This is a genomic window from Gluconobacter sp. P5E10, assembly GCF_018812145.1.
Classification (GTDB): domain Bacteria; phylum Pseudomonadota; class Alphaproteobacteria; order Acetobacterales; family Acetobacteraceae; genus Gluconobacter; species Gluconobacter cerinus.
The window spans coordinates 141,903-158,007 of record NZ_JACRVZ010000003.1 but is presented as its reverse complement, the minus strand read 5'-3'; the positions used below and the strand labels follow the sequence as shown (position 1 = coordinate 158,007).

Genomic DNA, 16,105 nt, shown 5'->3' with positions numbered 1-16,105 from the left:
GATACGCACATTTGTAAAGTTTTTATGCTGGCGTAAGGCGATGCAGCTGAACATCCATCAGCATCCTATACCCCGGCTCTTAATCCAATATATTATACTGAAAATTTTAGAGGGTTACGGAGCTTATAAATGAAGAAACCTGCCTATCTCACATGGCGTTTGCAAACCTGCTTTTTCCTTGTGGAAGATATTATAACTGTACATCAAACGTTGTTTTCCAATGTGATTTCTCGTCCGTGATCCCTAATGCCAGTCTACCACCGTGACCTCTGATAATTTGGCGCGCGAGAGGCAACCCGATCCCGTTTCCTCCGGACTTGAATGATACAAACGGCTCAAAGATTTGCTCCCGTAGAGCCACGTCTATACCGGGTCCATTATCGCGAACACGGATAGCAATCGTGTTATTCGCAGCTTCGACAGTCAGGTGCACATGAGGATCAGGCTGTGCGAGAGCAGCCTCCGCGCCATTGTTCAGAAGGTTTAACAGCGCCTGCTCCATCTGCACGGCATCAAGCCGAACCATGATACGGCCGGGTGGTAGTACGACATCCAGCGCCACACATTCCTTCCATCGCGCAGTAAAAATTCGGACAATCTCCTGAACCAATGCACCAAGGTCCGTTAATTTCAGATCCGGCTCTGGCAGGCGGGCAAGATCACGGTAACCACGAACAAAACGATCCAACCCTTCAGTACGGCGACGGATTGTCCCAAGTGCCTCGATGATCAGATCGTCTGTCTCATAACGCTCTCTTTTCAAACTGCATTGTTCGGCAAACAGATCCTCTGCCGTCGCCGACAGAGAAACGATGGGTGTGAGGGAATTCATGATTTCATGACTCAAAATCTGCAACAGATCACGAAGTGCCTGTGCTTCAGCAGCGTTCAGTCCGGCTTCAACGTCTGTCAGTGCCAGATACGCTACGATGCCTCCTGCGCCACCACCCTTCCCCACCGATAACGCATAGACCCGGGATGAGCCTCCGTTGGACGCTAGCCGGATCAAACGTTTCTCTGGCCCCGTCGCGTCATTTTCTAATGCCATGACAAGTGGTGGTGGTGGATCGCGGAGGACACCTTCCGTCAGGAACAGGCGCCGTGCCGCGCGATTGGCAGCATGAAGTGTGCCATCAACATACTGGATCAGCAGCGGAACCGGTGCATGGTCCAGCAGCGCCCGATTGCGCAGTTTTTCCCGATCCACAGACCGCACGACAGAAGGTTCCTGTCGTTTCAGGCGTCGCGCCATACGGATCTGTGCCTCTACGACAGAGCCAGCACAAAACAATCCCAGGCACGATAGCAGAACAGCCGTCGCGTAAAATCCGTGCTGCCACGCCGGAGCCGTGATCAGACAGGCCGCTACGATGCCGGAAAGCAGCAGAAGCGTTTCAATCGCAACCCGCATCTAAAGCCCATACCTTGCCATCCGGCGGTAGAGCGCCGGTCGTGTCAGGCCCAACTCCCGCGCCGCTTGTGTGACATTGAATCCGTGTTTGCGAAGAGCTGCCTCGATCAGGGACCGCTCTGTATCGCGCAGTGTAGGCGTGCTTTTTGAAGCCCCGCCCTGCCCGTCAGATGATGTCCAGCTCCATGTTCCCGTGAGGACCGCCCGCTCAACGGTTGCACGAAGGCTCCGCACGTTTTGCGGCCATGCTTCTCCACAGAGCAACTGACGTCGCTCTTCATCTATCACTGGCTCCATCAGCCCGTGTCGAACTGAGAAATAGCGTAAAAAATGTCCGCTCAGGGCAAGGATATCCTCCGGTCGCTCGTGAAGAGGCGACAGCGGCAGTATTATCATCCCAAGATGCAGCATCAGTCGCGGGTCAAGAGCAGCCTCCAAACCAGTATGATCCACAGATGAAAGGGCAATGACCCGTGGGGGCGTGGGTTCATCCAGCCTGTCTGCCAGATGTCGTTGCATGGGTGCAGACAGCGCTTCAAAGTTGCGAAAGATCCACGTTCCGCCTTCTTCCGGCAGTTCCTCGTAATCTTCCGCGCGGATCGTCACTGCAGGATTGCTCTCCTGAGAAAGCGCATGAATGCGCCGTGCAAGAAGCATCTTTCCAACCCCGGAGGGCCCTGTAATGACCAGTGGAGCACGAGTAACGGCCAGGCGGTCGGCTTCAGTGACAATACGGCGCAGTTTTTCCGATGCCACGATCATAACAGGATCGGTTTCAGCCGCCTGATCGGCCCGACGCCCCTTCAGAGTTGTGCCAACCAGCGCAAGAAGGCGCTCATTATTCCAGGGCTTCATAACGAAATCAGCAGCGCCTGCTCGCATCGCTGCAACCGCAATCGTTACGCCGCTATGGCCGGTTACGACGATCACAGTCAGATCCTGACGGAGAACCAAGATATCTTTGAGTAAGGCCAGCCCCTCTGCGCCGCTACTTTCGCCCTTCCTGTAATTGAGATCCAGCAACACAAGGTCCACAGGGAAAGATGCAAGCTGTGTCAGAGCCTCTTCCGCTCCATACGCGGAAAGCATCTCGATCCCATTTCGGCGAAACAATAGCCTCGCAGCAATCTGCACATCGCGATCATCATCGACGAAGAGAAGACGGGGCACTAAGGACTTTCCTTCTCCCGATTCGTTGCAGAAGTCATTCATTTCGATCTTGACAGGCCTTTCAAAGGTGTCCGGTTCCGGACACCACGTTCGAAAGCGGACATAACCTAGATAGACACCTTAATTTCTCCCTTATTTATCAATAAGATAAATTCGATAATCTCCATGATACACTGTTTGCCAACAGGAGAAACAGTGCATGGATCAACCCGTTTCCAAAGCGTCGTCGAACACTACGATGCGCCCGGCATCAGGCGCAGTTATGGATCGGGTGGTTCCTCCTTCACGGCGTAAAGTCGTGCTCCGGAAGGCCCTGCGTTATGGCGCTCCCGTTGTAGTCATCGGTCTTCTCTGGGCTGGATGGCGTCTCGTACCCGCGTCGGGAACGCTTTCGGTATCTCAGGACCAGCTCACAGTCGCGACAGTACAGTCCGCACCCTTTCTCGATTACCTCCCAGTCCGCGCCACCGTTGCTCCACTCAATGTCACTTTTATCGACGCCATACAGGGCGGAGAAGTTTCTGAAGTCGTGGCAAAAGATGGTGCCCTCGTGAAAAAGGGGGACGTTCTGGCACATCTGACCAATCCTCAGCTCCAGTTGGACGTCACATCCAGAGAAGCGCAGATCGCAAGCCAACTCGGTGCAGTTAGTGCCCAGCGCCTGACCCTGCAACAGACCCGCACAAGCGAAGAAACGCAGCTTGCCGAGGCCAGATATAATCTCCTCAAGGCCCAGCGCGAGCTTTCCATTCGCCAGCAACTTCACGGACAAGGCTTTGAATCTGACGCGAACGTTCAGTCCTATCGTGACGAGGCTGACTATTATGCCCAGCGCCTAAAACGCCTTGAAAATGCACTGTCACTGGATCTGAGGGTCGCGGATCGGCAGGGAAACGAGATTGACGAAGAAGCCCAGCGGCTGCGATCCAATCTGGACGTCGTGGAGACCAGCCTCAATGCACTCGTCCTTCGTGCGCCGTTGGATGGCCGACTGACCAATTTTGACCTTCAGTCGGGGCAGTCACTGAAAGCTGGAGATAAGATCGGCCAGATCGACAGCGAGGGACAGTACCGTCTCGATGCAGACATTGATGAATTCTATCTAGGTCGCGTCGTAATTGGCGAACGGGCTGAGGCTGATCTTGGCGACACAAAACTGCCAATGACCGTATCCCGCGTGCATCCACAGGTCACGAACGGCCAGTTTCGTGCGGAACTTACCTTTGACCGTCCTCCACCAGCAGGGTTAAGGCGCGGAGAAAGCGTCGATCTGCGCATCACGCTCGGTGAAACTCATCGTGCTCTCGTCCTGCCAAATGGCGCGTGGTTGGAGGCGAGTGGCGGCTCTTCGGCCTTTGTCATGGCATCAGGGGATCACAGCGCAGACCGGGTTTCAATCACCTCCGGGCGTCGCAATCCCGAACAGGTCGAAATCACCGGCGGGTTGCATGATGGAGATCGGGTGATCGTCTCTTCCTACAATTCCTACAAGAATTTCAACCATCTCTCGATCCACTGACAGGGCCGAACATCATGTTGATCGAACTTTCTCAAATCCAGCGCCTCTACCGTTCTGACGAAGTAGAAACCACAGCCCTTCAGGATATCGATCTTCAGATCGAGACTGGCGAATTCGTCGCAATCATGGGGCCTTCAGGCTGCGGCAAATCCACCCTGCTCAACATCCTCGGCACGATCGACCGGCCAACCGGTGGCTCCTATCGCTTCGGCACACAGGAACTGACCGCAATGAACGAAGCGGAGCTTGCCAAATTCCGCCGGGAACATCTGGGATATGTATTCCAGAGTTTTAACCTGATCGATGAGTTGACGATCGAAGAAAACATCGAACTCGCACTCATCTACCGTGAGATGCCCAAAAGCGAGCGCAGGGACCGCGTTGCGCATGCCATGGACCATGTCGGCATCGCGCACCGTGCACGGCATTATCCTTCTCAACTCTCAGGCGGCCAGCAGCAGCGCGCGGCCATTGCGCGCGCCATTGTAGGCCAGCCCAGCCTGATCCTCGCCGACGAGCCGACCGGTAACCTGGACACCGATAACGGCGCACAGGTGATGGATATCCTCCAGCGCCTCAATGACGAAGGCGCCACTATCATCATGGTCACACATTCCCCCAGCCACGCCGACCTCGCGCGCCGCCGCATCGACATGCTCGACGGTCAGGTCGTGGTCTCCGTCCGCAACGCTATCTGAGGTGGAAACCGCGCGCGTCCCGAGATTGGAGCAGGAATCATGAAGCTGACCCCGCATGTCCTTACTGTTTTCGCGGCTTTTTTCCGTCAAATGCGCTGCCATCGGCTCTACACGGCAATCAACGTCATGGGGTTGGCACTTGGTCTGGCAACCTGCCTCACGTTTGGGCTGATTGCTCGTTACGAATTTACGTTCGACCAATGGCTACACGGAGCAAGCGGTATCTACAGGCTGGACGCGGTCAATGTGCAGGACGGACGCGCCTCTGAAATCGCAGATGCCCCGTTTCGGGTTTACGACGCTCTGAAGGCAGCCTTTCCCGAAATCACGCATGCGACACGTATTCGCCCCGATAATATCTCAATCATCACGGCAGATGACGTTCGTTCTTCCAACGCCCTCTATGTCGATCCGGATTTCTTTGAGACGCTGCCCTATCCGCTCGTTCGCGGAGACGCAGCGTCTGCGCTATCCGCGCCAAACAGCATCGTTCTTTCAGAAGAACGTGCCCGCACCTATTTCCATACCATCAACGTGATCGGCCAAAAGCTGACCGTTGATCACGATGGACGCAAAGCGGAACTCATCGTCACCGGTGTTCTCAGTCACGTGCCCGGCAATGTGACACTTCAGCCTGACATGCTGATCCCGATCGACAGCGCAATGCTTGCATCCCCGGCTTTCCTGCAGTGGGGCGTCGAAGGTGGATATGTTTTCTTCCGTCTTCACGCTGCCTCGGATGCCAAACGCCTACAGGGTGCAATGGTACCGTTCTCCCTGGAGCATGTGCCGGCCCAGGTGCGCGAGGCAGGTGAATTACGGGATTGGCGGCTCCGCCCCTTGCCCTCCTTACATTTCCTTGACGGGACACTCGGAGTTTCAAGTGCCAGCCGGAACAGCGTCATCATGCTTGGGCTCATTGGCTTTCTGGCGCTGCTCTCAGCCATCATCAACACAATCAATCTCTCCACGGCACGTGGGCTGCTCCGTGCACGGGAAGTGGCAATGCGCAAAACGCTCGGCGCCACAGGAGGTGATCTGATTATCCAATTCATGGGTGAAGCGATCCTGCTCGCGGTCTGCGCCGCGATCCCCGCCCTTGCCCTGATCGAAATTGCCATACCGACAATCAACGCGCTGGGCGGTTGGGATGTGGCGATTCCATATGACCTCCTGATACCTGCGCTTCTGGTGCTGGTCATCCTTGTCGGCATGGTTGCAGGAACCTATCCGGCCTTTTGGCTCTCGGCATATCAACCCGCCCGAGTTCTCGCAGCTTCCCGTATGGCTACGATGGGACGCCTGGGCGCTGTCGTTCGTCTTGGGCTCGTCGTCATACAATTTGGCTTTGCAATCGGGCTGAGCGTCTCAAGCGTCGTGATCCTGCGTCAGTCAGTGTTCGTGCGCGACATGGACCGCGGTTTTGATCGCAACGGGCTGCTCTTCATACCCTTCATTGATAATATTGGCACGCCCACAGCGCAGCTGGCGCTTATGGATGCTTTCCGGAATGTTGCCGGTGTTACGACGGTATCCAGCTTTTACACCATGCCGGGCGACTTTGGGTTCTCTGCGGCCGACTATTTCTCACCTCTCAACGCTCCGGACCAGCGCCCCCGCCTTGAATGGCAGGATGTCGGGCGTGACTATTTCCGGCTGTTCGGACTTCACCTGATTGCCGGACGCCTGTTCGACGATGCACATGGCGAAGATGACCAGCAGAGGGGCAAAGGAATACATTCTGTCGTCATCGACGCCAGCTCCGCGCGCGCCCTTGGTTATACGACACCACAAGCGGCACTGGGTCAGACAATCCGCAAACATACCGATCGTGCGCCATGGCACGTAATCGGCGTAGTGAATGACGTCCGTCTGAATTCAGCACGCTCAGCGCCTCTTCCTTCCATCTATTTTTACAGCTCCATACCCTATCGTTTCAGCAGCGCAGGCGTACGCTTCGAAAACCGTCCGGAGCATGATGTCGAGGCTAATCTGCGGACGATCTGGCAAAGCAGGGCGCCTGATCTTGCGTTCAGTGCGTTACTGGCGAACGATCTTCTGTCTCATGATTATCGAGGCGACGAGCGGCGTGGAGAACTTCTGGCTATCGGCGCTGGCGTTGCGATCTTCATTGCACTGATGGGCATGTATGCACTCGCGTCTTTCACCGTTGCCCGCCGGATGCTGGAAGTCGGAATCCGCAAGACGCTGGGTGCGACAACAGCACGAGTTCTGGGCCTGCTATTGGGACAGTTTCTCAAGCCGGTTCTGGGTGCAGGGCTCATCGGATGCACGCTGGCCTGGGTGGTGATGCGAAACTGGCTGTCAGGGTTCGACGCACGCATTCCCCTTTCCCCTCTGTATTTCGCCGCGGTCTTTGTAGCGGCGCTGCTCGTCGCTGCTTTGACTGTCCTGTTTCAGACCCTGAACGTAGCCCGCGCCGAACCGGCCCGCGCGCTCAGAGCGGAGTAAGCGTCATGCTCATCACCATCTTGCGCAATATCGTCCGTCAGGCCCGGCGTCAGCCTCTTTATCTGGCTCTCAACGTGATTGGGCTGGGGCTCGGTATGGCGGTCTGCCTCGTGCTGACGTTGCAGGTTCGATATGAATACAGCTTCAACGCATCCATTCCTGACGCAGCGAATGTTCTGCGCCTTGACGCTCATCACATGAATCCCGGAAACGCTCCTCAGGAGAACGCCGATGTGCCGTTCATCGCGTTTCCGTTCCTGCATACGGACTTCCCTCAGATCCTTGCCACGACACGCTACGAAACAGCGGATTATCAGCTTCATGCAGGCGATCGCAGGGTCACGGCCGACACCGCTATGGTCGATCCATCTTTTTTTGATGTCATCACCCTAAAGCTCGAACGCGGCAATGCACGCACGGCGTTGACCCGACCGGACGCGATCGTCCTTTCAGCGAATACGGCACAGGCCCTGTTTGGCACGACGAATGTGCTCGGACGCATCATCACGACAGACCATGAAGGCCACCGCGTCAGCCAGACGGTAACGGCCATACTCGCCCGTCCAGGCGGACCTGTGACGATTAGACCTGACGCTGTAACGCCCATCCCCTTTTACGAGATGGAAAAACCGCAATTCACACGCTGGGGCTCCAGCGCAGGCAATATTTTCGTACGGGTACATCATGCCGCTGATCGCGGTGTAATCTCACAAAACCTGACCCGTTTTGTGATCGATCACGCATCCGGAGATGCGAATGACGATAAGAGCGAAGGTGTCCATCCCGAACGCCACTTCCGCCTTTCACTGGTCAGCCTGCGCGAAACACATTTTCACGATCTACAGGTCATTGGCGGAGATGAGGCAACCGACCGATCGGTCGTTAATATTCTTGAACTGATCGGTGTTCTGGCGCTCCTGCTCGCCGTTTTCAACGCCGTCAATCTCGCAACGGCGCGGGCTGGTCTGCGCGCACGAGAGGTGGCTATCCGTAAGACACTGGGCGCCACGCGAATGGTACTGTTCGTCCAGTTCGTAGGGGAAGCCATAGTCAATACCGCCGTGGGGGGCGCACTCGCGCTCGCCCTGTGTGAAGTTGCCCTCCCTTTCACGGCTGCCCTCACCGGTACGACCCTGCATATGGACTATGGCTTTACGCTTCCCTTCCTTTTCGGCGTCGTATTGCTGACTGGCCTTGCCTGCGGCCTCTACCCGGCGATCATTCTTTCGTCCTACCAACCGGCACACGTCCTTGCCGCAACCCGGATGCCGTCCGGCGGCCGGAGCGCGGTGCGTCTGCGGAATGGGCTCGTCATCATACAGTTCGCATTCGCCGTGGCCTTCGCGATCTGTACGCTCGTGGTGAACCGGCAGGCCAATTTCATGCAGGCGCTGGATTTGGGCTTCGCACGTGAAGGCGTGCTTATCAGTTCCGGCGACATGGCGAATGATGCCGGAAAGCAGCGCGCCCTCATCGCAGCCCTGCGTCACACCCCGGGCGTGGTGTCCACATGTCTCTCCGAACTCACCCCGAATATCGACAATCGTCACCGATTTGATGTCACACCCGTTGGCTCGCATAGCGGAGACATTCATGTCCTTGGAGATACGATCGTTGGCGACTATGTCACGACGTATCGTCCTCGCCTGCTTGCCGGGCGCTGGTTTGACAGCAGCCACGGTGAAGACGACAGCCCCGGGGACGATGCGTTCTACAAGGCGCCAGGTAAAACCTGGAACATGGTCCTCAACCGTACTGCCCTGTCCCGACTGGGGTTTGTGACGCCTGAAAGCGCTGTTGGTGCTTTGCTTAAGAGCGGAAGTGTCACGTTACGGGTCATCGGCGTGACCAAAGACATGCGTTTCATTTCCGTACGCGAAGACGTCTCACCCCAGATCACGTTCTATTCCACCGCGCCTCAGACCTATCCGCACGCATCGGTCCGCTTTTCCGGGGCCTCTGAGAACATCATGAGAACACGTCTTAAGTCGGCATGGGATCAGGTTTTCCCGGATGCCCCTTCCAGTTTCGAGACGGTTCAGGAACGTATGTCCACGTTCTACATCACGGAACAGCGACGCGGCTGGCTATTCTCCATCGCCTCGGGCATCGCCGTCACTATTGCGTGCCTCGGTCTGTATGGGCTTGCGTCCTTTATTGCACTTCGCCGAACGCATGAAGTCGGCATTCGCAAGGCTTTGGGGGCGACGAGCCAGAAGGTTCTCACGCTCATGTTGCGTGATTTCCTGCGCCCCGTGCTTGTCGCCTGCGCCCTCGCCGCTGTCCCGGCATGGCTCGCGGTGCAGTCCTGGCTTTCAGGCTTTCATCAGCGGATCTCAGTCTCATGGCTCGATTTCGCGATTGTCGTCAGCGGAACCACCGCCATCGCTGCCCTCACTGTCCTTGGACAAACACTACGTCTCGCCCGCGCCGAACCGGCCCGTGCTCTCAGAGCGGAGTAAGCGTCATGCTGTCCCACATCGCCCTGATTTTCTGGCGCGGCATCGTCCAACGCCGTCTGTTCACAACACTGAACGTGCTTGGCATGGCACTCGGTATGGCAACGTTTCTCACGTTGGTCCTGATCGTACGCTACGAATTCAGCTTCGACCGCTGGATTCCACACGCTGCGGACATTTACCGGCTGGATGCGTTCGATGACAGCGAGGCTTCCGTCTCCAGCATTCGCCTCATCGACGCATTACGCGCCGAACATCCGGACTGGAACGCGACCGCCGTCCTGCGAGGCTTTTCCGGAGCGACCATTCGCGTCAATGAAAACGCCTGGGACGTCTTCATTGCGCGCACCGACCCGCATCTCTTCGATGTCTTTGCCCTGCCGCTTCTGGAAGGAGATCCCGCAACTGCTTTAGTCCCAGACGGCGTGGTCCTCTCACAGGCAGAAGCACTACGCTTCTTCGGGACCGACCATAGCATTCTTGGAAAAACACTTGACCTGACCCAGAAAGGGCAGACTCACAGACTGCATGTCACGGGCGTTCTGAAGGAACTTCCCGCGAATACCACACCACGATTTGACATCATTGTTCCCTCTTCGGAGGCAGCCCTGCACATCAATGATCTCTGGCCAATGGCCACATCTGAAATCTGGCTGCGGGTCTCGCCATCGGTCGCATCTCAATTCCCCACCCTCCTCCAAGGTCTCGTACAGCGACATGCCGCAGGGCTGTCGGAACAAGACGCTAAAAAATATGTTGTCCGCGAGCGTGCTCTCACCAGTCTGCACTTCTTCGACGCCACCATTGGAATGCGAGGGACTGACAAACGCCTGCCAGTGATCCTCGGCATCGTTGGTCTGCTGGCACTCGGCGCAGGGCTGGTTAACTTCGTCACACTGTCCACGGCTCTTGCGGCAACCCGGGCCCGTGAAGTCGCGATGCGCAAGGTGCTGGGAGCGACGGTCTTGACGCTGGGACTGTCGTTTACGGCAGAAGCCATCGGGCTGGCATTGATTGCGGCCTTTGTCGCCCTCGCCCTGACTGAACTGACGCTGCCCTGGATCACGACGCTAAGTGGCTGGCCCGTCCGGCTCGATTTCGGCTTTGCAGTGCCCCTCCTTATCATTGCGTCCGTCATCGGAGGGGCCTGCGCAGGAGCCTATCCGTCATGGGTTCTCTCACGCTTCCGGCCGGCTACGGTTCTCTCCTCAGCCCGCCTGCCAGGAAGCGGTCGCCTCGGGAGCCGCCTGCGCGAAGGGCTGACCATCGTTCAGTTCTCCTTCGCTGTGACACTGACAATCTGCACGCTGGTCATCTGGCGTCAGACGCACCTGCTTGAGACCATGGACCGTGGGTTCCATCAATCCGGCCTTCTCGTAAGCCATTTGCCGAATGATCCGACCGAGCGTCTGCGCCAGCAGCGATTGAGCGATCTTGTACGTGACCTTCCAGGCGTCACTGGCGCCACGGTTTCGGATGATGCACCCGGTGGAGGCAGCGCAGGTATAACCTTCGACACAACCCGCCCAGGAAATGCAACGCCTGCCATACTGGCTGTGATCGGAACACAATCCTCGACGCTTCCTGTCTGGGGGGCACACCTTCTCACCGGGCGCCTGTTCGACAGCTCTCATGATTACGACAGTCGCCCTATGCCCGCGGCCCCATTCGACAGTTTCCTCACCGGCCAGGCGTTGGCGTTCGGCACACATAATGTCGTCATCAATGAATCCGCAGTGCGAGCGCTTGGGTTCGCTAATGATGCAAGTGCCATCGGAACGCCGATCACATTGCATGGCAAGGACATCCAGACGATCATCGGCGTCATTGCCGATATGCGTTTCAAAAACAGTCGGGCCAGCGTTACGCCTGCGCTCTACTATGCCATATCAGGACCGATTGGGTACGGCGTACTCTCTGTCCGCTACAGAAACGCTCCTGAAAACACAACGCGAGCAGCAATCGCTACGATCTGGAAGCAGGTCTATCCGGAAAGCGCGCTGAATCTGCGCAGTGTCGGTGAGATCATTGATGAGGATGTCAGGCCAGAACAGCAGCGCGGAATGCTGATGATTGTTGCCTCCTTCGTGACCCTCTCCATTTCCTCCATCGGCCTGTACGGCATCGCCGTGTTCAACGTCCGCCGCAGATTATTCGAAATCGGGGTCCGTAAAGTGCTCGGCGCAACAGCCCAACAGGTGACGCGCCTTCTGATCCTCCAGTTCCTGCGGCCCGTCATGATTGCGAACATCGCTGCGTGGCCGGTTGCCTGGTGGGTGATGCGTAACTGGCTGTCCGGGTTTGACCGGCAGATCAGCCTTTCTCCGCTCTATTTCGCCCTGACTGCCCTGATCGTACTCGCGCTCGCGGTTCTCACCACTCTGTTCCAGATCCGCCGCGGTGCCCGCAGTGCACCGGCCATCGCTCTGGGCTCTTCATGAACCGCTGCTCTACTCACCACTCAGGACCCTGCCCGATCATGAGACACAGCACGCTCCTCGTTCTTGCCCTGCTGGTCGCGTCCACGACCGCTTTCCCAGCCATTGCGGATGCTCAAACGTTGCAGGAGGCCCTTGCTCTCGCCTACCGAAGCAATCCGACCCTGCGGGGTGAGCAGGCCAATCAGCGCGCCATTACCGAAAACTCAGCGCAAGCCAGGTCAGGCTGGAGGCCCACCGTTCAGCTCAACATGGACGCTTCCTATCAACAGGGACCGTACACCAGCGCCTTTGCGCTTGGCTCTTATACGTCCAATTCTGCTGAAGGTTATGTATCGGCCAAGCAGACGCTGTATTCATTCGGCCATGTCGCCAATCAGGTCCGTGCAGCGGACGCCCGTTCTCAAGCGGAACAGCATCAGTTGAGGCTCATTGAGGCGCAGGTCTTTACCAATGTCGTCACGGCCTACATGAATGTATTGCGAGACCGAAACATCCTCGACGTCCGTCGGGCAGATTTGGAGATGCTGACAAGGCAGGTCCAGTTGACAACCTCGCGTTACAATCTCGGCGGACAGCCCTCCGAGCAGGTCACGCGCACCGATGTCGAGCAGGCGGAGACGCGCCGACGGTCAGCAGAGGTTGCCGTTACACAGGCTCAGGCCACGCTTGCCGCATCCGTGGCCCAGTTTCGCGCGGTTATTGGCGCAGATCCCAGTGAACTCACAATGCCTGATAGCCTGCCGGGCCTGCCTGCAACGCTCGATCAGGCGCTGAAAACTGCGCTTACACTTAATCCACAGCTCGCCCAGATGCAGGAAACAAAGAAAGCCACGTCTGCTGATATCGATACCGCCCGCTCACAGTGGGGGCCACAAATTCAGGTTCAGGGCACTTTCGGAACGATCGGTCCCGCCTCACCGTTCCGGGGTGGACAGTATGGCGAACAGGTGACTGGCGTCGTGCAACTCGTCCAGCCCCTCTACAACGGAGATCTGTACAATTCCCAGATCCGCCAGGCTCGCAACGTAGACGAACAGGCCCGCGAGAACATTGAACTCGCGCGGCGAACTGCGCTTCAGGACGTGGCAACCAACTGGCATGCCGTTGAAAACGGATTACAGGCTATCAGTGCCGGAATTGCCGAAGTCAAATCCGGTGAGACGTCTCTCAAGGGATACCAGATCGAATATGGCTACGGTCTGCGGAGCACGACCGACGTCCTTTATGCCGATCAGAACCTGCGGTCAGCCCAGGTGGAACTCGCCAGCAGTCGGCATGATACCATCGTCGCAGAAGCAACGCTCCTCGCCGCGATGGGGCGGCTTCAGAGTGGGGATCTCCTACCCGGAATGCCCCATTATGACGCTGCGGCAAAACTTCAGCATGCGCGGACACGCGGCTGGGAACCTCTTCAGGCGCCAATCTCCGCTATCGACAAGGCTGGCTGGTAAGAAAGGAGAACCGGATTATGTTCGCCGATACTCTCAGAGCCACCTGGCGTACTCTTACCGGTCAGAAACGCTATACATTTCTCAATCTGGCGGGCCTCGCACTCGGCATTGCCGTGTTCCTTACGATGGCACTGATCGTGCGTTACGAAAACAGCTACGACGCCAGCGTTCCTAACGTTTCCCACCTGTATGTTCTTAACGAGGTGTTTCGACCTGCCAGTCATGCGCCGTCCGAAAGCGATGACGTCAGTTTTGTGCCTTTTCCCTTCCTTAAGCAGGATTTTCCCGAGATTGGAGCAGCCATACGGATGCTGCAAGAACCGCTGGTTGTTCGGGCGGGGCTGACGCTGTCACAGGAAAAAGTAACGCTGACGGATCCCGCTTTCTTTTCCGTCTTCAAATTGCCCCTCCTCGCCGGAGATAGCTCTACCGCGCTGGACGGTCCGGGGAAGGTCGTGATTTCGAAGGATATGGCTCGTAAATATTTCGGGACCGAACAGGCTTTGGGAAAGCGCCTGCGGATCGATAATGGTCAGACGGAAGCGATCGTAAGCGGCATTCTGGCGCCGCAGCCTCCGAACCAGACGATGGGGTTCGATCTGATCGAGGTCATTCCGACAAGCTGGCTCTCAAAATATGCTTTCACAAACTGGGGGTCTATGTGGGGAACACTCTGGGTTCGGGTCGACGATCCACGTGCTATTCCGCGCATCCAAGCTGGATTGGCGCATTATCCCTACCAGCATCCTGGCAACTGGACGAAGGATCTGCTTCAGGAAATATTCGGTGGCGGAGGACTGGAGCTGGTGCCACTGCAAGACCTCCATTTCCACGCGGCTGCCATTGGAGAAGGTGGAAACAGCCGTGCTCTTGTGCGTATCCTTGGTCTGATCGGACTGGCCGCTCTGGCAACAGCCATCATTAATTATGTTAATCTGGCTACGGCACGCTCTGCCCTGCGGGCCCGTGAAGTCGCTGTCCGAAAAGTGCTGGGAGCAACGCGCCTGCGCCTGATTGCGCAGTTCATGACCGAAGCCTACGTGATGGTCATGATGGCCGCGGTTCTCGGATCAGTGTTTACGGAGCTGGCGCTACACTGGGTCAATCTGTGGGGTGGTTGGGCCCTCTCGATGGACTGGGTATTTGTACTGTCCATCAACGCGCTCGTCGTTCTGGGGGCCGGCACACTTGCAGGTTTTTATCCTGCGCTGATTATCTCCGGTTTTCGTCCGGCTGCCGTACTGGCAGCAAGCAAGACACCGGCTGGCGGTCGGATTGAAAGCAGACTGCGCGCTCTTCTGGTCGTACTCCAGTTCAGCTTTGCCATGACGCTTGCAATTTGCAGCCTCGTCATGGGACTCCAGGCACGTCACGTCAGAATGCTGGATCGCGGCATGAAGCAGGATGGCCTCATCGTCATTCCATCGCTGAATGATGCCTCCCTCGTCAGTCGACAAAGCGACATCATAACGCGGCTAGCACAGGTTCCGGGTGTGCGTATTGCGACACGCTCGGATATTTACCCTCACAACGCCCTCAATAACGACGATTGGCTGCTTGCAGGGCATCCTGAAAAGCACGCGATGAACTGGGGGCGTGCGACCAACGGGTACTTCGACGCGATCGGTGCACACCTGCTTGCAGGGCGTTTTTTCGATAGCCATCATGGGCAGGACTACCCGGTCGATCCACGTGTGGCGGGAAATGGCACCAGCGTCATTCTGACGCGCCTTGTGGCCGAGCGCTTTGGATTTTCCTTGCCCCAGGATGCTGTTGGAAAAGATGTTCAGGAAAGCGGTGCCCCGCAGACTTACCATGTCGTCGGAGTCATTGATGATATCCGGGTCCGCTCGGCGAATGCTCCCCTGAGGCCATTACTTTTTATGGGCGCATCCGGCTCGTTTTCCTATATTGGCGGCTTGGTCCGCTACAGTGGAACATCCACTCAGATTGAAATGGATCGCCTCGCCAGGGCATGGGCTGAAGTTGCGCCAGATGTGGCTTTCTCAGCGCAAACCGCATCCGACATCTTTGCGGACGATTATCGGCGGGATGAAAGTCACGGTGCCCTGTTTGGTATCGGTTCTGCGGTAGCCATTGGCATCGCGTGTCTCGGGCTCTACGGACTTTCCGCCTTTAACGTCTCGCGCCGCAGACAGGAGATTGGGATACGCAAGGTTCTTGGGGCCCGAACCCAGGATGTCCTTTGGCTTCTGCTCATCCAGTTTCTCCGGCCGGTTGTTTTTGCAAGTTTTGTCGCTTGGCCTACAGCATGGGTGCTGATGCGGATCTGGCTATCGTCATTCAACGACCGGATCAGCCTCACGCCGATGCCGTTCCTTACAGTCACGATAGTCGCGCTTTCTATCGCCGTTCTGACAATCATCACCCAGACCCGACGTATCGCGACACTGTCTCCTGCACGCTCCCTGCATCAGGCCGGATGAGAACCTTAAACAAATCGCCTCACTGTTGATCGCAACA

9 protein-coding genes are annotated in these 16,105 nt (G+C 57.0%); 7 read left to right on the top strand and 2 right to left on the bottom strand.

What is annotated here, in order from left to right:
* Positions 1-190: 190 nt before the first annotated feature.
* Positions 191-1,411 carry a PAS domain-containing sensor histidine kinase gene (locus KP707_RS07205; RefSeq protein ID WP_211502622.1) on the bottom strand — a complete coding sequence of 407 codons (1,221 nt, stop codon included), beginning with the start codon at positions 1,409-1,411 and terminating at the stop codon, positions 191-193.
* Positions 1,412-2,581 (bottom strand): response regulator, encoded by a 1,170-nt coding sequence (locus KP707_RS07200; protein WP_211502621.1) that lies wholly within the window; start codon positions 2,579-2,581, stop codon positions 1,412-1,414.
* Positions 2,582-2,780: 199 nt separating this feature from the next.
* On the opposite strand from KP707_RS07200, the gene KP707_RS07195 reads away from it, so the two are divergent.
* Genes KP707_RS07195 through KP707_RS07165 form a run of 7 tightly spaced genes read left to right on the top strand, consistent with a single transcriptional unit; the run spans position 2,781 to position 16,068 of the window.
* A complete protein-coding gene (locus KP707_RS07195) occupies positions 2,781-4,100 on the top strand; it encodes an efflux RND transporter periplasmic adaptor subunit (protein ID WP_249202848.1) in 1,320 nt (439 codons plus the stop codon).
* Between the two features lie 14 nt (positions 4,101-4,114).
* Entirely contained in the window at positions 4,115-4,798 is a 684-nt protein-coding gene (locus tag KP707_RS07190; protein ID WP_211498061.1) for an ABC transporter ATP-binding protein, read from the top strand.
* Positions 4,799-4,837: 39 nt separating this feature from the next.
* Positions 4,838-7,270, top strand: coding sequence for an ABC transporter permease (locus tag KP707_RS07185; protein WP_211506770.1), 2,433 nt, complete (start codon positions 4,838-4,840; stop codon positions 7,268-7,270).
* A gap of 5 nt (positions 7,271-7,275) precedes the next feature.
* Positions 7,276-9,732 carry an ABC transporter permease gene (locus KP707_RS07180; RefSeq protein WP_215751655.1) on the top strand — a complete coding sequence of 819 codons (2,457 nt, stop codon included), beginning with the start codon at positions 7,276-7,278 and terminating at the stop codon, positions 9,730-9,732.
* A gap of 5 nt (positions 9,733-9,737) precedes the next feature.
* Positions 9,738-12,170, top strand: a complete 2,433-nt coding sequence (locus KP707_RS07175; protein ID WP_211502618.1) for an ABC transporter permease — start codon at positions 9,738-9,740, stop codon at positions 12,168-12,170.
* 38 nt (positions 12,171-12,208) lie between these two features.
* Positions 12,209-13,621: a TolC family outer membrane protein gene (locus KP707_RS07170; RefSeq protein WP_211502617.1), complete on the top strand. Its 1,413-nt coding sequence runs from the start codon at positions 12,209-12,211 to the stop codon at positions 13,619-13,621.
* Positions 13,622-13,638: 17 nt separating this feature from the next.
* Positions 13,639-16,068 (top strand): ABC transporter permease, encoded by a 2,430-nt coding sequence (locus KP707_RS07165; protein ID WP_211506772.1) that lies wholly within the window; start codon positions 13,639-13,641, stop codon positions 16,066-16,068.
* Positions 16,069-16,105: the final 37 nt, after the last annotated feature.